20 protein-coding genes are annotated in these 17,455 nt (G+C 64.2%); 13 read left to right on the top strand and 7 right to left on the bottom strand.

The window, feature by feature from the left end; genetic code table 11:
• The 12 genes from rplO to BACI348_RS14755 all read left to right on the top strand — a co-directional run bounded on the left by rplO (window position 1) and on the right by BACI348_RS14755 (window position 8,837).
• Window positions 1–492 (top strand): 50S ribosomal protein L15, encoded by a 492-nt coding sequence (gene rplO, locus BACI348_RS14810; protein ID WP_159827021.1) that lies wholly within the window; start codon window positions 1–3, stop codon window positions 490–492.
• A gap of 214 nt (window positions 493–706) precedes the next feature.
• Window positions 707–2,017: a preprotein translocase subunit SecY gene (gene secY, locus BACI348_RS14805; protein ID WP_159827018.1), complete on the top strand. Its 1,311-nt coding sequence runs from the start codon at window positions 707–709 to the stop codon at window positions 2,015–2,017.
• A 5-nt stretch (window positions 2,018–2,022) separates the two neighbouring features.
• On the top strand, window positions 2,023–2,592 hold the full coding sequence (locus tag BACI348_RS14800; RefSeq protein ID WP_201298431.1) for an adenylate kinase: 570 nt from the start codon (window positions 2,023–2,025) through the stop codon (window positions 2,590–2,592).
• 70 nt (window positions 2,593–2,662) lie between these two features.
• The gene (gene map / locus BACI348_RS14795; protein WP_159827012.1) at window positions 2,663–3,490 is read left to right on the top strand and encodes a type I methionyl aminopeptidase; all 828 of its coding nucleotides are present in this window, start codon (window positions 2,663–2,665) and stop codon (window positions 3,488–3,490) included.
• A gap of 33 nt (window positions 3,491–3,523) precedes the next feature.
• Window positions 3,524–4,531, top strand: coding sequence for a P1 family peptidase (locus tag BACI348_RS14790; protein WP_159827009.1), 1,008 nt, complete (start codon window positions 3,524–3,526; stop codon window positions 4,529–4,531).
• Window positions 4,532–4,703: 172 nt separating this feature from the next.
• Window positions 4,704–4,925, top strand: a complete 222-nt coding sequence (gene infA / locus BACI348_RS14785) for a translation initiation factor IF-1 (protein WP_009358723.1) — start codon at window positions 4,704–4,706, stop codon at window positions 4,923–4,925.
• Between the two features lie 70 nt (window positions 4,926–4,995).
• The gene (rpmJ, locus tag BACI348_RS14780; RefSeq protein ID WP_009358722.1) at window positions 4,996–5,109 is read left to right on the top strand and encodes a 50S ribosomal protein L36; all 114 of its coding nucleotides are present in this window, start codon (window positions 4,996–4,998) and stop codon (window positions 5,107–5,109) included.
• Window positions 5,110–5,294: 185 nt separating this feature from the next.
• Window positions 5,295–5,669, top strand: a complete 375-nt coding sequence (gene rpsM / locus BACI348_RS14775) for a 30S ribosomal protein S13 (protein WP_003803743.1) — start codon at window positions 5,295–5,297, stop codon at window positions 5,667–5,669.
• 54 nt (window positions 5,670–5,723) lie between these two features.
• Window positions 5,724–6,125, top strand: coding sequence for a 30S ribosomal protein S11 (gene rpsK, locus BACI348_RS14770; protein ID WP_009358720.1), 402 nt, complete (start codon window positions 5,724–5,726; stop codon window positions 6,123–6,125).
• Between the two features lie 131 nt (window positions 6,126–6,256).
• A complete protein-coding gene (locus BACI348_RS14765) occupies window positions 6,257–7,267 on the top strand; it encodes a DNA-directed RNA polymerase subunit alpha (RefSeq protein ID WP_050684374.1) in 1,011 nt (336 codons plus the stop codon).
• Between the two features lie 71 nt (window positions 7,268–7,338).
• Window positions 7,339–7,911, top strand: a complete 573-nt coding sequence (gene rplQ, locus BACI348_RS14760) for a 50S ribosomal protein L17 (protein ID WP_159827006.1) — start codon at window positions 7,339–7,341, stop codon at window positions 7,909–7,911.
• A 32-nt stretch (window positions 7,912–7,943) separates the two neighbouring features.
• Window positions 7,944–8,837, top strand: a complete 894-nt coding sequence (locus BACI348_RS14755; protein WP_201298430.1) for a tRNA pseudouridine synthase A — start codon at window positions 7,944–7,946, stop codon at window positions 8,835–8,837.
• A gap of 61 nt (window positions 8,838–8,898) precedes the next feature.
• Here BACI348_RS14755 and BACI348_RS14750 read toward each other — a convergent pair whose 3' ends face one another.
• Complete coding sequence (locus BACI348_RS14750; RefSeq protein WP_159827003.1) at window positions 8,899–10,563, bottom strand: sensor histidine kinase; 1,665 nt, start codon at window positions 10,561–10,563, stop codon at window positions 8,899–8,901.
• Between the two features lie 256 nt (window positions 10,564–10,819).
• On the opposite strand from BACI348_RS14750, the gene BACI348_RS14745 reads away from it, so the two are divergent.
• Window positions 10,820–11,611, top strand: coding sequence for a response regulator transcription factor (locus tag BACI348_RS14745; RefSeq protein WP_159827000.1), 792 nt, complete (start codon window positions 10,820–10,822; stop codon window positions 11,609–11,611).
• Window positions 11,612–11,639: 28 nt separating this feature from the next.
• On the opposite strand, the gene BACI348_RS14740 is transcribed toward BACI348_RS14745, so the two are convergent.
• From BACI348_RS14740 to cpaB, 6 genes are all read right to left on the bottom strand, one after another.
• Window positions 11,640–12,104, bottom strand: coding sequence for an Hpt domain-containing protein (locus tag BACI348_RS14740; protein WP_159826997.1), 465 nt, complete (start codon window positions 12,102–12,104; stop codon window positions 11,640–11,642).
• Between the two features lie 83 nt (window positions 12,105–12,187).
• Entirely contained in the window at window positions 12,188–13,072 is an 885-nt protein-coding gene (locus tag BACI348_RS14735) for a type II secretion system F family protein (protein WP_159826994.1), read from the bottom strand.
• Window positions 13,073–13,079: 7 nt separating this feature from the next.
• Entirely contained in the window at window positions 13,080–14,012 is a 933-nt protein-coding gene (locus BACI348_RS14730; RefSeq protein ID WP_159826991.1) for a type II secretion system F family protein, read from the bottom strand.
• Window positions 14,013–14,020: 8 nt separating this feature from the next.
• Window positions 14,021–15,517 carry a TadA family conjugal transfer-associated ATPase gene (locus BACI348_RS14725; RefSeq protein ID WP_159826988.1) on the bottom strand — a complete coding sequence of 499 codons (1,497 nt, stop codon included), beginning with the start codon at window positions 15,515–15,517 and terminating at the stop codon, window positions 14,021–14,023.
• Window positions 15,517–16,710 carry a CpaE/TadZ family protein gene (locus BACI348_RS14720; protein ID WP_159826985.1) on the bottom strand — a complete coding sequence of 398 codons (1,194 nt, stop codon included), beginning with the start codon at window positions 16,708–16,710 and terminating at the stop codon, window positions 15,517–15,519. The genes BACI348_RS14725 and BACI348_RS14720 overlap by 1 nt, the downstream gene beginning before the upstream one ends.
• Window positions 16,707–17,450 carry a Flp pilus assembly protein CpaB gene (gene cpaB, locus BACI348_RS14715; protein WP_159826982.1) on the bottom strand — a complete coding sequence of 248 codons (744 nt, stop codon included), beginning with the start codon at window positions 17,448–17,450 and terminating at the stop codon, window positions 16,707–16,709. Before cpaB ends, BACI348_RS14720 begins: the two co-directional genes overlap by 4 nt.
• Window positions 17,451–17,455 lie beyond the last annotated feature (5 nt).

Raw genomic sequence — 17,455 nt, 5'->3', positions numbered from 1 at the left:
ATGGCAGAGAACACTCCTGCAAAGGCAGAGAGCGCCGCTGCTGAGAAGCAGAACGCACTGAAGGTTCACCACCTGCGTCCCGCCCCGGGTGCAAAGACCGCCAAGACCCGCGTTGGTCGTGGTGAAGCATCCAAGGGTAAGACCGCCGGTCGCGGTACCAAGGGTACTGCAGCCCGCTACCAGGTGAAGGCTGGCTTTGCCGGCGGCCAGCTGCCGCTGCACATGCGCCTGCCCAAGCTGCGCGGCTTCAAGAACCCGTTCCGCGTTGAGTTCCAGGTTGTGAACCTGGACAAGCTCAACGAGCTGTTCCCGGAAGGTGGCGCTGTCACCGTCGAGAACCTGGTCGAAAAGGGTGCCGTTCGCAAGAACCAGCCCGTCAAGGTGCTGGGCACCGGCGACATCACCGTCAAGGTAGACGTCACCGCCCACGCATTCTCGGCCAGCGCTGCTGAAAAGATTGCTGCAGCAGGCGGAAGCACCACCGCTCTCTAGAGCAGGTGGGCGAAAGCCCGTTGTTGAACTCCCGGTATGGGGGCCTTGGCCCCGGTACCGGGAGTTTTTCACATCCGCCGGACGTGTTTTTCCCGCCATCGGGCGCACTCCGGCTTCCGCGGATTGTTCGCATGGCGCATCCAACCGTTAGACTCGGTTGTTGGGATTCTTAGATCCCCATCACACACTCTTAGACAAACCACCAGGAGGACGCTTGCTTAGCGCATTTGGCCGGGCCTTTCGCACGCCTGATCTGCGACGCAAGTTGTTGTTCACGCTGGGAATCATCACCATCTTCCGCTTGGGTGCTTTCATTCCCTCGCCGGGTGTGAACTACCAGAATGTCCAGCAATGCTTGCAGAACGGTCAGACCGCAGGCGGCCTGTACCAGCTCGTCAACCTGTTCAGCGGCGGCGCGTTGCTCCAGGTGTCCATCTTCGCGCTGGGCATCATGCCGTACATTACGGCCAGCATCATCGTCCAGCTGCTCCGGGTGGTTATTCCCCGGTTCCAGGAGCTTTATGAAGAGGGCGCGTCCGGGCAGTCCAAACTGACCCAGTACACCCGCTACCTCACCATCGCCCTGGGCCTTCTTAACGCCACCACGCTGGTGTCACTGGCGCGGTCCGGCCAGCTTCTTCCCGGCTGCAACCTGCCGATCATCCCTGACGACAGCGTGATCACCACAATCCTGATCATCATCACCCTGACGGCCGGCACTGGCCTGATCATGTGGATGGGCGAGCTCGTCACCGAGAAGGGTGTGGGCAACGGTATGTCCCTGCTCATCTTCACCTCGATCGCAGCCCAGTTCCCCACCTCGCTGGGTGCCATCTGGACGTCGCAGGGCCCCGGAACCTTCTTTATTGTCCTGGCCGTCGGCCTGCTGACGGTGGCGCTGGTGGTCTTCGTCGAGCAGTCGCAGCGCCGCATTCCGGTGCAATACGCCAAACGGATGATCGGCCGCCGCACTGTGGGAGGTACCAGCACGTACATCCCCATCAAGGTCAACATGGCCGGCGTCATCCCCGTGATTTTTGCTTCCTCAATGCTTTACCTGCCTGGACTGATTTCCCAGTTCAACCAGCCAAAAGCGGGGGAGCAGCTCCAGCCGTGGGTCGAATGGATCAACAACAACCTGACCCGCGGCGACCACCCGATCTACATGGCGATCTACTTCGCCCTGATCGTGTTCTTTACCTACTTCTACGTCGCGATCACCTTCAACCCTGAAGAAGTCTCAGACAACATGAAGAAGTACGGCGGCTTCATTCCAGGTATCCGCGCCGGTAAACCGACCGCTGACTACCTGCAGTACGTGCTGTCCCGGATCACGCTTCCCGGTGCCCTGTACCTGGGCTTCGTGGCGCTGATTCCGCTGGTGGCACTGGTACTGATCAACGCAAACCAGAACTTCCCGTTCGGTGGCACCTCGATCCTGATCATGGTGGGCGTTGGCCTGGAGACCGTCAAGCAGATTGATGCGCAGCTACAACAACGTCACTACGAAGGGCTTTTGCGATGACGAGAATGCTGATTATTGGACCTCCCGGTTCCGGAAAAGGAACGCAGGCGGAGCGGATTTCAGAGCGCCTCGGCGTTGTGGCAATCTCCACCGGCGACATTTTCCGGGCCAACGTGAAGGGCGAGACGCCGCTTGGCATTGAAGCCAAGAAGTACATGGACAACGGCGACTTCGTCCCGGACAGCGTCACCAACAAGATGGTGCGTGACCGTCTAAGCGAGTCCGACGTCGAAAACGGTTTCCTCCTGGACGGTTACCCCCGTACCACGGCACAGGTTGACTACCTCGACGAGATCCTCGCCAAGGACGAAGCGAAGCTCGACGTCGTCCTGCAGCTGACGGCGGATGACGAGGAACTGGTGCACCGGCTTCTCGGCCGGGCCAAGGAAACGGGCCGGAGCGACGACAACGAAGCCGTCATCCGCCACCGCCTTGACCTGTACCACGAGCAGACCGAAGCAGTGGTGGCAAAGTATGCCGAGCGCGGCATCCTCACCCAGGTTGACGGCATCGGCCCGATCGACGAAGTAACGGACCGCGTGATGCAGGCCATCAAGGCTGCACAGGCCGCCTGATCCAGGCAAGCATTTCCGAGGCTCCTCCCGGTACACGGGAGGAGCCTCAGCCATTTGAAAGGAATTACCCATGGCCTTTGGCCAGCCACGCATCGAATACAAGACCAACGCCCAGATGCGCACCATGCACGAGGCAGGGCTGGTCCTCAGCCGTGCCCTGGATGCCGCTGTTGCCGCCGCCGTTCCCGGCGTGACCACCAAGCACCTGGATGACGTGTTCGCCGCTGTCCTGAACGAGGCCGGCGCCAAGTCCAACTTCCTCGGCTACCACGGGTTCCCCGCCACCATCTGCACCTCCGTCAACGAGGAAGTGGTCCACGGCATCCCCGGCAGCCGCGTCCTGAACGACGGCGACATCATCTCGATCGACGGCGGCGCCATTGTGAACGGCTGGCACTCCGACTCCGCACGGACTGTAATCGTGGGGACCGCCGACCCCGAAGACCAGCGCCTTTCCGACGTGACCCACGCAGCCCTGTGGCGGGGAATCGCGGCGCTGGCCACCGGCAAGCACGTGGGCGACATCGGAGCGGCGATCGACGACTATGTTTCCTCCGTGCCCGGCAAGCCGCTGGGCATCCTCGAGGACTACGTGGGCCACGGCATCGGCTCCGAAATGCACATGGCACCCGATGTCCTCAACTACCGCACCAGCCACCGCGGCCCCAAGATCCGGCCGGGTCTGTGCCTGGCGATCGAGCCCATGCTGGTCCGCGGCGGCATCGAGACCGCAGTGCTGGAGGATGACTGGACCGTCATCACCACGGATGGCGCACGCTCCTGCCAGTGGGAGCACTCCGTTGCGGTCCACGAGAAGGGCATCTGGGTGCTTTCAGCGCCCGACGGCGGTGCGGAGCACCTGGTGCCCCTCGGCGTCACTCCGGTGCCGATCCCGTAGGTCCTGCGCAGGGGAAGGGAAAGAATGGGTGGCATGGGAGCGATCACCGATGTGCCCGGGATCCGGGTTGGCCAGGTCCAGAGGTCCGACGACGGCTGGCTGAGCGGGGTGACCGTGGTCCTGCCGCCGCCGGGCACCGTCGGATCCGTGGACGTGCAGGGCGGGGGACCGGCCACCCACGAAACCGATGCGCTCGATCCCACCACCCTGGTTAGTGCCGTGGACGCCGTGGTCCTCACCGGCGGCAGCGCCTACGGTCTCGCCTCGGCCTCAGGCGCCCAGCGCTGGTGCGAGGAAAACGGCCGCGGCTTTGCCGTCCCCGGGGGAGTAGTTCCGATCGTCCCGGCGGCCGCCATCTTCGACCTTGGCCGTGGCGGTGACTTCGCAGCGCGTCCGACCCCGGACATGGGCTACGCGGCAACTGCCGCCGCCGCTGCACAAACAGAAGGTCACGACGTCGACCGCGGGAACGTGGGGGCCGGCACCGGAGCAGTCATCGCCCGGACGTACAAAGGCGGCGTAGGCAGCGCTTCGGTCACCCTGGAGAACGGAGTGGTTGTCGGCGCGCTGGCGGTCGTCAACGCGCTTGGTTTGCCGGTGGTTGACGGCGGGCAGGAGCCGCGGCCCTCCGCGCGCTCGGTCGTTCCGCCCCACGAGCCCCCTGGCCTCGCAAGCTCGGCCAGGGAACCCGGCTCGCGTGGGCCCACCTTAGACGCGCCGTTGAATACGACCCTTGTCGTTGTCGCAACCAACGCCGTTCTGGACGTGGCCGAGTGCAAGCGGACTGCTTCTGCCTCGCATGCCGGGATCGCCCGGGCACTGAATCCTTCGCACACCTTGGCGGATGGGGACACCGTCTTCTGCCTGTCTACCCAAGCCTTGGCACTCGACCGCAGTGACGAAGCTGCCCGGCAGGTCAGCCTCATCACGCTGCAAAGTGCGGCGGCCGACGTCGTCCGCCTGGCCATCCTCGACGGGGTGGCCAGCGCCCGGGCTGTGAGCACTCCGGCCGGAGATTATGGTGTGTACGGCACCGGGTAGGTTACTATTGCCGATTTAACTTTTACGTCGATAGAGAGTAGTGTTGTCTGTTGGTTGTCTGGACTGCCACGCCCTTTTGGGGCCTGGAACCGGCAATCGATCCAACAAAAACGTTCGTGGTCATGACCGGTGCAATCCGGCGGGACTGCGGCAACAACAGTTAGCGGAGGGTATGGCCAAGAAGGACGGGGTCATTGAGATCGAAGGCGTTGTGACTGAGGCGCTGCCTAACGCGATGTTTCGCGTTGAGCTGACCAACAAGCACATCGTACTGGCACACATCTCTGGAAAGATGCGTCAGCACTACATCAGGATTCTCCCGGAGGACCGCGTAGTGGTGGAGCTCAGCCCGTACGACCTCACCCGTGGTCGTATCGTCTACCGCTACAAGTAAATTGCTGGGCGGCCTCAGTGCGAACTGAACGCCGCTTCAGTTGACCAACTGTTACACGCAAAGGAATGCCATGAAGGTCAAGCCGAGCGTCAAGCAGATCTGCGAAAAGTGCAAAGTGATCCGCCGTAATGGCCGGGTCATGGTGATCTGCGAGAACCCGCGCCACAAGCAGCGCCAGGGCTAATTTCCTTCCCTGAAGGAAATCCTGGGTTGCTAACCCACGCAAGTAAATAAAGGCAGCACAAGCTGATCTGGAACATTGAGCTCGAAAGAGTCCGGACAGCTGACCCCCGGTCGGAGGCTGGGGCCGCACAGAACGTGCGGGTGTACTGCCTACGACCTCCGGTTTATTCAAGGAGTACTGCCACTATGGCTCGTCTCGCTGGCGTAGACATTCCCCGCGAAAAGCGGCTGGAAATTGCGCTTACTTACATCTACGGCGTGGGTAAGACCCGTGCACACGAAACCCTGGCTGCCACTGGCATCAGCGCTGACGTTCGCGTCAAGGACCTGACTGATGCCCAGCTGGTTGAGCTGCGTGACTACATTGAAGGCAACTACAAGGTTGAGGGTGACCTTCGCCGCGAAGTAGCAGCAGATATCCGCCGCAAGGTTGAAATCGGCAGCTACGAAGGCCTGCGCCACCGCAAGGGCCTGCCCGTACGCGGACAGCGTACGAAGACCAACGCCCGTACCCGCAAGGGCCCGAAGCGCACCGTCGCCGGCAAGAAGAAGGCCCGTTAAAATCCCCGCCGGGATTAACGGACTTTTCCCCAATAACTTTCTGTAGGAGAAATAATGCCCCCGAAGACTCGTGGCGCGGTTCGCAAGCCGCGTAAGAAGGACAAAAAGAATATCGCGCTGGGCCAGGCGCACATCAAGAGCACGTTTAACAACACCATCGTTTCCATCACGGATCCGACCGGCGCTGTTATCTCTTGGGCTTCCTCAGGTGAGGTTGGCTTCAAGGGCTCGCGTAAGTCCACCCCGTTCGCTGCCCAGATGGCTGCCGAGGCTGCTGCGAAGCGCGCCCAGGAGCACGGCATGCGCAAGGTTGACGTTTTCGTGAAGGGTCCGGGCTCCGGACGCGAGACGGCGATCCGTTCGCTGCAGGCCGCCGGTCTCGAGGTTGGCTCCATCCAGGACGTCACCCCCGCTGCACACAACGGCTGCCGTCCGCCGAAGCGCCGCCGCGTCTAAGGCTTCCAGCGCCGCTTAAGCTTGCCCGGACCATCGATGGTCCGGGCAAGCCCAGCGCGTTAAGTCTTCAGACCGAATTTCCACCACCTGTGTTGCGTCATATAGCGGATGCTCGCCGAAAGGAAACCTAAGTGCTCATTGCACAGCGCCCCACCCTCTCCGAAGAGGTAGTCTCCGAAAACCGTTCGCGTTTCATCATTGAACCGCTGGAACCGGGCTTCGGCTACACCCTCGGAAACTCCCTCCGCCGTACCCTGCTCTCCTCCATCCCCGGTGCCGCTGTAACCAGCATCCGGATCGATGGCGTGCTGCACGAGTTCACCACGGTTCCGGGTGTCAAGGAAGATGTCACTGAGATCATCCTGAACATCAAGAGCCTGTCGGTCTCCTCCGAGCACGATGAGCCGGTTGTTGCCTACCTGCGCAAGCAGGGCCCCGGAGTCGTCACCGCCGCGGACATCGCTCCGCCGGCCGGCGTCGAATTCCACAACCCGGATCTGCACATCGCCACGCTGAACTCGAAGGGCAAGTTCGAACTCGAACTGACCATCGAGCGCGGCCGCGGCTACGTTTCGGCAGCTCAGAACAAGTCCGGCGATGCAGAGATCGGCCGTATTCCGGTCGACTCCATCTACTCGCCGGTACTGAAGGTTACTTTCCGCGTGGAAGCAACCCGTGTTGAGCAGCGCACCGACTTCGACAAGCTGATTGTCGACGTCGAGACCAAGCAGGCCATCGCCCCGCGCGATGCCGTTGCTTCCGCAGGCACCACCTTGGTGGAGCTCTTCGGTCTGGCACGTGAGCTGAACACCGCAGCTGAAGGTATCGAGATCGGACCGTCGCCCACCGACGCTGCCCTGGCAGCCGACATGGCACTGCCGATCGAGGATCTGGACCTCACCGTCCGTTCCTACAACTGCCTCAAGCGTGAGGGCATCCACTCCGTGGGTGAACTCGTTGCCCGCTCCGAGGCTGACCTGATGGACATCCGCAACTTCGGTGCCAAGTCCATTGACGAGGTCAAGGCAAAGCTGGTTGAACTGGGCCTGTCCCTCAAGGACTCGCCTCCCGGTTTTGACCTCGCAGCACGCGCCGCAGCAATCGAAGAGGACGACGCCGCCTTCGGCGACGACGAACTCTAAACCAGACCTTGGCCGGCTGGCAGGCACCATGGTGTGCAGGCCCAACGGCTTCCATTTGAGGAGAAACAACTATGCCTACCCCCACTAAGGGTCCGCGCCTCGGAGGCGGCCCGGCTCACGAGCGCCTCATGCTCGCGAACCTGGCAGCATCCCTGTTCGAGCACAAGCGGATCACCACCACGGTGACCAAGGCCAAGCGCCTGAAGCCGTACGCAGAGCGCCTGGTGACCTTCGCCAAGCGTGGCGACCTCGCTTCCCGCCGCCGCGTGCTCGGCCTGATCAGCAACAAGGGCGTCGTCCACGAGCTGTTCACCGACATTGCCCAGGCAGTGGAGAACCGCGACGGCGGCTACACCCGCATCACCAAGATCGGCAACCGCAAGGGCGACAACGCTCCCATGGCTGTCATCGAGCTCGTCCTTGAGCCCGTTTCCGCCAAGCAGGCCGTTGTAGCCGAGGCTACCCAGGCTGCTGCCAAGGCTGCTCCGGCTGCCGAGGAAGCTCCCGCCGAAGAGGCTCCGGCCGCTGAGGAAGCTGCTGAGGAAACCACCGAGGCGCCCGCCGCTGAAGAAGCTGCAACCGAAGAGGCTCCGGCCGCTGAGGAAGCTGAAGCTCCGGCTGCCGAGGAAAAGGACGCGAAGTAATTCGCTGATTTTCTTCGCATAGACTTGAGTCTATGAACGACCAAAAACCCGCGGCCCCCGTATTGGGGGGCGGCGGGTTTTTGCGTGTCCGGCTTGATGTGTCGTACGACGGCGGCCCCTTCAGCGGGTGGGCCCTGCAGCCGGGACTGCGGACCGTCCAGGGTGCCCTGGAGGAAGCGCTGCAGCTTCTGGTCCGGCGTCCCGTCCGTGTAACAGTCGCCGGCCGCACCGACGCCGGCGTGCACGCCCGCGGCCAGGTGGTCCACCTGGACCTCACCGAAGCCGAGTGGCAGGGACTGCCGCGCGGACACGAACTCGATCCCGCCGTCGCCATGCTCCGAAGGATCCGGGGCGCCCTCAGCCGCATCCTCGGCGACCTTACCGGGGCGGTGGAGGTGCACCGGATCTCGCTGGCCCCGGAAGGTTTTGATGCCCGGTTCTCGGCCCTGTGGCGGCGCTACAGCTACCGCATTGCGGACGGGCCGGCGCTCTGGGATCCGCTGGGCCGGTACTCAACCCTGTGGCACAAGAACCCGCTGGACGTTTCGCTGCTGAACGAGGGTGCGTCCAAACTGCTGGGGCTGCAAAATTTCCTGTCCTTCTGTAAGCCGCGGGAGGGCGCCACCACCATCCGTGAGCTGCAACGCTTCGAATTCGCCCGGTCTGAAGACGGGGTCATTGTGGCCACGGTCCAGGCTGATGCCTTCTGCCACAACATGGTGCGCGCCCTGATCGGTTCTGCCCTGTATGTGGGCGAGGGCGTGGAGGAGCCGGGGTGGCTGTACGAGCGGCTGCTGGCTAAGAAGCGTGACGCAAAATCCGTGCTGGCCGCGCCGCACCCGCTGGTGCTGGAGGAAGTGGCCTACCCGTCCGACGACGAACTGCTGGCCCGCGCGGAACTCACCAGGGCGCTCCGGGAGTACTAATCCCCACCCGCACCCTAACCTCGCAGGCTCGGCCAGGGAACCCTCCGGGCGTGGGCCCAGCCTAGAACGACGGCGGGCCCTCGGCCGGGAGGGTGAGGGTGAAGGTGCTGCCTTCCCCTTCACCGCTGACGCAGCTGATCTGCCCGCCGTGCCGCTCCACAATCATCTTGGTGATGGACAAGCCCAGCCCGGCCCCGGCGATGGACGCCTCCCTGGCGGACTCAGTGCGGAAGAAACGCTTGAAGACCCTGTCCTTGTCCTCACCGCTGATGCCCATCCCGGTGTCGCTGACGCTGAGCTGGACCCACTCTTTGGTGCTGCGGGCGCTGATGCTGACGTTGCCGCCGTCGGGGGAGTACTTGATGGCGTTCGACACCAGGTTGTCCAGGGCCTGCCCGATCCGGAGCGGGTCTGCGTAGGCCCACAGCGGCGAGGGGACGTCCGCCGACAGCTGGATGTGGGCCAGCTCCGCCTGGGCCTGCGCGGAACCGATGCTGGTTTCCACCAGGCTGGCGAGGTCCGTGCGTTTTGGGTGGACGTTGAGCGCAGCCGACGCTGACGCCGAGAGGTCAGCCACGAGGGCCAGCAGCCGCTCGGCGTTCCGCTCGACCACCAGCAGGCGCTGGGCGACCTGCGGCGGAAGGGCGGCAACGTCGTCGAGCACCAGGTCCACGTTGCCGATGATGGAGTTCAGCGGAGTCTTGAATTCGTGCGTGACGTTGGAGACCAGTTCCTGGTTCGCAGCCAGCGCCTCAACCCAGCCGGTCACGTCGCTGTAGACCACCACGGCGCCGGTCAGCTGACCGTCCTCACTGACAAGCGGGCGGGCTGCCGTGGAAACCGCCCGCTGCCCGGCTCCCTCCCCGGCCCAGACGAGGTAATCGGCGAAGGACTCACCGGCGATGGCCCGGCTGATGGGCCGTTTTTCCGGTGGCAGCAGGGTCTGCCGGTCCTGCCCGAAGATCAGCTGATGGCCCTGGCCGGGGGCGGTGTCGTCCGCGTGGGTGGCCTGGCGGAAGTTCCGCTGCCGGTCGTTGGAGACCAGGAAGTGGCCGGAACGGTCGACGGCCGCAATTCCGACGTCGGTAGCGTCCAGGACCGTCAGGAGCAGCTTTTCCCGTTCCCGGCTCTCGCGCAGCAGCTCGCGGAGCTCCATGTCCTTCTTCGCCAGCTCCCGCTGCTGCAGGCGGACGTGGGCACTCGCGAAGCGGATGGACAGGGACACCGCGAGCATCATCAGGGGAAAGAGGAACGTGCTGGTGATGTCCGAGGGTGTCAGGTTGGGGAACCGTCCAGCGAGGGTGGGAATCATGATGAACATGGGTCCGAAGAAACTCAGGACCAGGCTGCCGCGGGTGAGCATCCCGGAGGCGGACAGCCAGATGACCGGGAAAACCGCCATGACGGCCAGGCCGGGTAGCAGGGGAGAGGCACCGTTCCGGAGCAGCCCGATGGCCACGAAGTCGAGGACGGGAATCAGCAGGTACGGACGGTGTGCCAGCCGTTCCCACGGGACCAGGAAGCAGCCGAAAAAGAGTACAACGGAAAGAAAGATCCCGGCCAAATACGGGGGGCTGTGCATCAGCGTAGGCCAGGCAAAGGGGGTGGCCACAGCAAGGGCAACCACCATCAACGTCAGTGGGAGCTGGCACAGTGCCACCTGGGAACGCGGCCCGAGAGCCTGGAAAATCCGGGCAGGTCCGCGCGGAAAAAGACGCTCAGCCATGGATCCTGCCCCGGTCAGGCGAGGCGGCAGTGAAACGAAGTGCCAGCGCAGGCGCAACCGAATTGCTGATAAGCACCTGGCACACTTCCTCTCCCATCGTATTCCACATGCTCTGTCATAATAATTGACTTTTCAAATGCAATGTTGAAACAGGTGTCATCAGCTCTGCTTACTTGTAGCGTATAAAGGGTTGGAGCGGGTATGGCATTGGCGCTGGGCCAATGGGGGGCCATGACCGCCTGGCGCAGGGATATCAATGGACGATCTTGGTGTGGCTGTAGTAATCGAAGACGACGCCGATGTGCGCAACCTCCTCGAGGGAGTGTTGAGCCAGGCGGGCTTCGAGGTGCATACAGCGGTTGACGGGCGGGCCGGCGTCGAAGTGGTCCGCAGCAAGCAGGCCAATGTGGTGACACTGGACATCGGGTTGCCGGATATCGATGGCTTTGAGGTCCTGCGGCGGATTCGTAATTTCAGTAACGCCTATGTGGTGATGCTTACCGGACGGACTGAGGAGCCGGACCTGCTGTCCGCCCTCAACGCCGGTGCTGACGACTACATTGCCAAGCCCTTTCGGCCTCGGGAGCTGCGTGCCCGGGTGGCCGCCATGATGCGCAGGCCCCGGCATGAGATCACAGGCCAGAAGCCCGCCCCGGCGGGGTGGGGAACCGCGCCGGCAACGGCAGTCCGTGCGGAGGATGCCGCAGTCCTGCAGCACAACGGCCTGGAACTGAACCACCGGACCCGCACCGTTGAAGTCAGTGGTGAACCGCTGACCCTCACGCGCAGCGAATTTGATCTGCTGCACGTGCTCCTCCGCGGCGCCGGGGCTGTGTGCACCCGGGCGGACCTGGTGCGGGCAGTGCGCGGCGATTTCTACGACGAGGACACCTACATCAGCGAGGCCGACGAAAGGGCGGTGGAAGTCCATATCGGCAACCTGCGGCGCAAGCTGAAGGAAGACCCCGTCTCACCCCGGTGGCTGCAGACCGTCCGCGGCGTGGGTTACCGGTTGGCGCCGAGCAGGCAGGACGCCCCGCAGGGCTGACCGCGGGCAGGCGCATCAGTAAGGCGGCTCAGCCGTTCTTGAGGATATACGTGCTCTGCAGTTCGGACACCGTCTCGCCGCCGTCCTGGGCAACGCGTTCCATGAGGACCTGGCCCTGGCCAAAATCGCCCTGCCGGATCAACGTCTCCAGCAGTTCCGCCAGTTTTGCCAGGCGGACCCCGCCCACCATGGCGGAACTGATTTTCAGGCTGATGGCGGCGTCCAGGGCGGACTCGCTGTCCCGGCTGTCCACGGCCGCTGCCAGGCGGGCGCAGCGCTGGTCCCACATGGCGGCGTAGTCACGGGCGAAACGCTGGGCGAGGCCCGAGCCAGCCAGTTCGTCTTCCAGTTCCTCAAGAACGGCGGCGTCAACGAGCGGCAAGAGCCCGGCCGCTTCCTGTGAAAGAGCGGAACCGGCAGGTGCGGTGATCCCGGGCCGCGGCGGGTCCGCGGCTGCGCCCCTGTCGCTGGAGCCGGGATCTGGACTGTGCATTCTCCAAGGCTACTTCCTGGAATCGTTTAGGTGGCCTATTTTCGGTGATCCTGTGTAAACCTTGAGCGATCCTTGCTGCCGGACTATTGGCTGCTGAAAGTCACTACGGTGTTGATGACTGCGGGTCCGAGAATTGCAATGAAGAGGACCGGGAAGATGAAGAACAACAGCGGAAACAGGATCATCACCGGAAGTTTCATCGCCTTTTCCTCGGCCCGCTGGCGGCGCTTTACCCGCATCACTTTCGCCTGCACCCGGAGTACCCGGCTGATCGCTATGCCATATGTGTCCGCCTGGACCACGGCCTGCACAAAGCTGCGCAGCTCCGGGATGTTGGTCCGCTCGGCCAGCGCGAGGTAGGATTCGCGGCGGCTGCGGCCCACCTGCATGTCCTGCAGGGTCCGGACCAGTTCCTCGGCCAGCGGTCCTTTGCCGTTGTCCCCGGCCCGCGCCATCGCGCCCTCAAAGCCCAGTCCCGCTTCGACGGAGATAAGCATTTGGTCCAGGGTGTTGGCCAGTTCCAGCTGGATGACCTTCTGGCGCTCCTGCCCTTTGCTGTAAAGCAGGAGGTCAGGGATGAAGTAGCCCAGGAACAGCAGGAACAGTCCCGCCAGCTTCATCAGGGGGGTGCCTCCGATGGCCGTTAGATAGATCCCTGCAGCTGCTCCCGCGAAGCCAATCCCGAGCTTGGACCCTAGAACTTTGCCCAGAGGCATGGACGCGGGCCTGCCGGCGAGGGCCAGCAGCCGGTCCAGGAAGGCGACATACGCCGGAGGTGTGAGCCGGCGTCCGAAGCCTTCGAGCAGGCCGGGTTTGGCCGCGGGAGCGGCCGCCGCCTGTGAAGCCCCGCGGGAGAGCAGGTCATTGACCGCCACGCGGCCCTGCTTGTCCACCGTCAGGACTGCCCACGCAAGGGTGCCAACAGGGACGCAGACCAGGAGGACGGAGAGGAGGACTATCAGGTTCATGGCGTCCTCAGAACTTCAGGTCGATGATCTTGCGCATCCAGAGCGCGCCGATGGTCATGAGCACGAACGATGCGCCGATCATCACCCAGCCGAGGGGATGGGTGAACATCGAGTTCATGTACGTGGGGCTTACGGCCAGGAGCATGGCCACAATGCCGAAGGGCATGGCGATGAGGATGTAGGCGGAGAACTTGCCCTCCGCCGCCAAGGCCTTGATGTGTCCCTTGATTTCGGCGCGCTCGCGGATGGTTTCGTTGACCTGGTCCAGGACGTCGGCCAGGTTGCCGCCCACTTCGCGGTTGATCTGTATCGCCTGGGAGATCCAGACAAAGTCCTCGTTCTTCATCCGGTCGGCGGTGTCGTTGAGTGCGGCCAGGAGGTCGCGGCCCAGGCTGGTCTCGGTGATCACCCGTCGCATCTCCTCCGACGTCGGCTTCTGGGACTCGGCGGCGGCAGCGTCAATGGCGCGCAGGATGCTGTGGCCCGCGCGGAGGCCGCCGGAGAGGAGCTGGAGGGTGTCGCCGAGCTGGCTGTCGAACGTCGCCCGGCGTTTTCCGGCGAGGAATCCCAGGACGAGCTTTCCCACGAAGGGTGCGAGGATGGCCAGCAGGATTCCCACCAGCGGTCCCACAGTGACCATCCCCACCAGCATGCCGACGCACGCGACGATGCCCAGGAGCAGGAAGAACTCGGCCTGGCTCAGGCGGAGCCCGGCGTTTTCGAGCTCCGCCCGGGAGAAGAGGCGGACGTTCCGCCCCTGCAGGAGCCGTTCGAAGGACCGGACGCCGGAGAGCGCCAGGCGGGAGATCGACGACGGCGGCTCGGGTTCGAAGGGACGGCGGCGGTCCAGGGGCACATCCGGAGTGCCGGGCAGCAGTACGGCCACGCCCAGGAGGGTGACGGCGAGCAGCAGGATGACTGCTCCAACAGCGAGGATCACAGTTGCGCCTACCTTCCGGGCGGTGGGGATGCGGGGTTCTGGGGACCGGCGAAGACGCTGGGGGAGACATGGATGCCCAGGTCCTCGAACCGGTCGATGAAGCGCGGCCGGATGCCGGTGGCCACCGGTTTGCCCAGGAATCGGCCGTTCGCGTCCACGCCGGCGGAGTAGTCAAAAACGAACGCGTCCTGAAGGGTCACGATGTCCCCTTCCATGCCCTGGACTTCGGTGACGTGGGTGATGCGCCGGGAGCCGTCGCGGAGCCTGGAGATCTGGACGATGAGGTTGACGGCGGAGGCGATCTGCTCGCGGATGGCCCGCAACGGCAGGTCCATGCCGGCCATCAGCACCAGGGTCTCGAGGCGGGCCACGGCGTCGCGGGGCGAGTTGGAGTGCACGGTGGAGAGGGAGCCGTCGTGGCCGGTGTTCATGGCCTGGAGCATGTCCAGCGATTCCCCGCCACGGACCTCGCCTACTACGATCCGGTCCGGGCGCATACGCAGCGAGTTCCGGAGCAGTTCACGGATGGTCACTTCGCCCTTGCCCTCGGTGTTGGGGGGACGGCTTTCCAGCCGGACAACATGCTGCTGCTGGATCTGGAGTTCCACCGCATCCTCAATGGTGACGATCCGTTCGTCCGAGGGGAGGAAGGAGGACAGCACATTAAGCAGTGTGGTCTTGCCGGTGCCCGTACCGCCGGAGACGATGATGTTGAGCTTGGCTTTGACGCAGGCGTTGAGCAGCTCGGCCATTTCCGGGGTCAGGGTTCCGAAATCGATCAGGTTCCGGACAGTCAACGGAGTCTTGCTGAACTTACGGATGGTGAGCGAGGAGCCGCCCACGGCCAGCGGCGGGATCACCGCGTTGACACGGGAGCCGTCCTCGAGGCGTGCATCCACCAGCGGGGAGGACTCGTCGATGCGGCGGCCCACCTTCGAGACGATGCGTTCGATGACCTTGCGCAGGTGCTCTTCTGAGCTGAACCGGGACTCCGTAAGGGTGAGCTTGCCTTTGCGCTCCACATAGATCTGGTCCATGCGGTTGACCATGATTTCGGTGACGGCGGGATCGTCCAGCAGGCGCTGAAGGGGGCCGTAGCCCAGGACGTCGTCCGCGACGTCCCGGACCAGACGGGTGCGTTCCTCGGGGGAGAGGGGCACCTGTTCGGCGTCGATGATCCGGGTCAGTTCCTCCTTGGCGGTGGCACGGAGTTCCTGCTCTGTGACGGCTGCGTCGTTGAAGCGGCTGCCCATCCGTTCGAAAAGGGCTGTGGCCGCCCTGTCCTTCATGGCGGCGAAGACATCCACCTTCGGTGACGTGGGCACCTGCTGGGCGCCGGCGTCGTACGTTGGCGTTGCGGGAGCCTGCGGGGCAGGAAGGTGCCGGACCCCGCCGTCTTGAGAGGGGGGCACGACGGCGGGGCGTGGCGGCTCGAGCACGGCAACGTTGTTGCCGTCCGGCTGGTTGCGGTCCTGGGCTGCGCTGAGCCGTTCGGAGAGCTTCATTAGATGACCACCCTTCGGTGAAGCTTGCGCTGGGCCTGGGCGCGCCATGCCGGGTTGAACCTTTCCACCAGCTGGCGGAGGCTTTTCACGGCGGGGTCCCTTTTGGATTCCTGGAGGACGGGGATGCCGCGGTTGGTGGACAGTGCCACGGCGCGGGAGCGGGGGACGCTGACGTCCACGGGCGCGCCGATGGTGGATTCGACGTCGCGGACGTTCAGGCCTGCCTTGGCGTCCGCCATGTTGAGGACCACGTGGCGGGATTCGGGCATGATGTCGAGCTGGCGGAGCACTTCGAGGCCGGAGCGGAGGCCGCGCAGGCTGGGGATGTCCATGGCGCTGACCCACACCACGTCGGTGCAGTGTTCCATGGCGGCGAGGCCGATTTCGGGCATGCCGGGGGCGGTGTCCAGGACCACGTACTGGAACTCGTGGGACAGCTGCTCCACGAGGCGGCTGACCTGTTCCGGGGTGATGTGGTCCGCGTCCACGGGGTTGAGCGGTGCGCAGAGGGCATAGATGCCGGCGGGGTGCACGGTGAGGAAGGCCTTGAGGACCAGGGAATCCTGGGCTGCTGCGGGGGTGACGGCGTCGGTGACGGTGTGCTCCGGGTTGAGGTAGAGGCCGGAGGCGACGTCGCCGAACTGCAGGTCCAGGTCCACGATGACCACGCTCATGGGTGCGATCCGGCCCAGGCCGATGGCGATGTTGGTGGCGAGGGTGGTCTTGCCCACGCCGCCCTTCGGCGAGAAGACACCGATGACCAGGCCCTTGCCGTTGGTTTCCCCTTGCGCTTCCGGGGCGCGGTGGCGGGTGGCGAAGGACTGGCAGGCGCGTTCGAGCAGCACGCGGATCTCTGCGGCGTCGGCCTGGGGGCTGAGGATGTCCCTGATGCCGGCGCGCATGGCGTTGAGGAGGTGCGCCGGATCCACGTCGCTGACCAGCACCAGGCTGAGGCCGGGGAGCTGGACGTCGAAGACCTTGGCGAACCGCAGTGCCTCCTCGTAGGGGACGTCGGGGCCGATGATCAGGACTTCGGGCTGTTCCTGGTTGAGGAGCGCGAACAATTCCTGCGGGCCGGCCGGGAGGATGTCACTCGCGATGGTCTGGACGGACCCCCGCAGGCCGTTGGCGACGGCGGCGCGCAGCTTCTGGTCGAACTCGCCGTTGGGGGAGAGGAGGACGAAGCGGCTCACTTGTACACCACTTCCTTGCGTTCGATCCGGGGGCCGTTGTCCTGGGCATCGATCGGTTCTTTGGTGAGCCAGAGGCTGCCGAACTCGGACGCGAAGATGATTTTGTTGGCGTCGATGTCGTTGACAGCGACGGTGATCATGAAGGCGCCCTGGGGGAGCGCAGTGTCCTGGGACTCGCCTTCGGCGGGCTTTTCTGCGCTCGCCGCACTTTGCACCACAGTCACCAGAACCTTTCGGAGCGTGAGCTGTGTGGTTGGAGTTGCGGGGTCTGCCTTGTAGGCGCCGTCCTTGAAACTCAACGCGATTCCGACGTGATCTCCTGCTTTGATGCGGCCGCCCGCTACCCGCTGCGGCTCCAGCTGGAAGGAAACTTCCTGGAAGCCGGCGGGCACCTTGGTGGATTTTGCGTCCGCAGTCTCTGCGGGGGGCACAAGCCGTTCGGCCAGGAGCTGTTCGCCCGGGATGAGGTCGACGGCGGCGACGGTGCCGGCTTTGTCGTCCAGGTTGCTAAGCGCGCTCTTGGCTACTCCTGCAGCGGGCACTTTCTCTGTAACCAGCGACGCTGCGATTGCGTCGATGGAGGTGCCGGCTGGGATTGCGGTCTTGACCACCAGGACGTCCACCGTTTCGAGAGTCCGCAGGGCGCGTTGATCCGCTCCCTGGGCGTAAAAGACGATGAGGAGGGCTCCCACGAGCGCCAGGGCGACGGCGGCCGTTCCGGCGAGCAGGCGAGACTTCACTTATT

This window comes from Arthrobacter sp. 9AX, assembly GCF_902506095.1.
Taxonomy (GTDB): Bacteria; Actinomycetota; Actinomycetes; order Actinomycetales; family Micrococcaceae; genus Arthrobacter.
The sequence above is the reverse complement of the archived record's forward strand: the minus strand, read 5'-3'. Positions and strand labels throughout refer to the sequence as shown.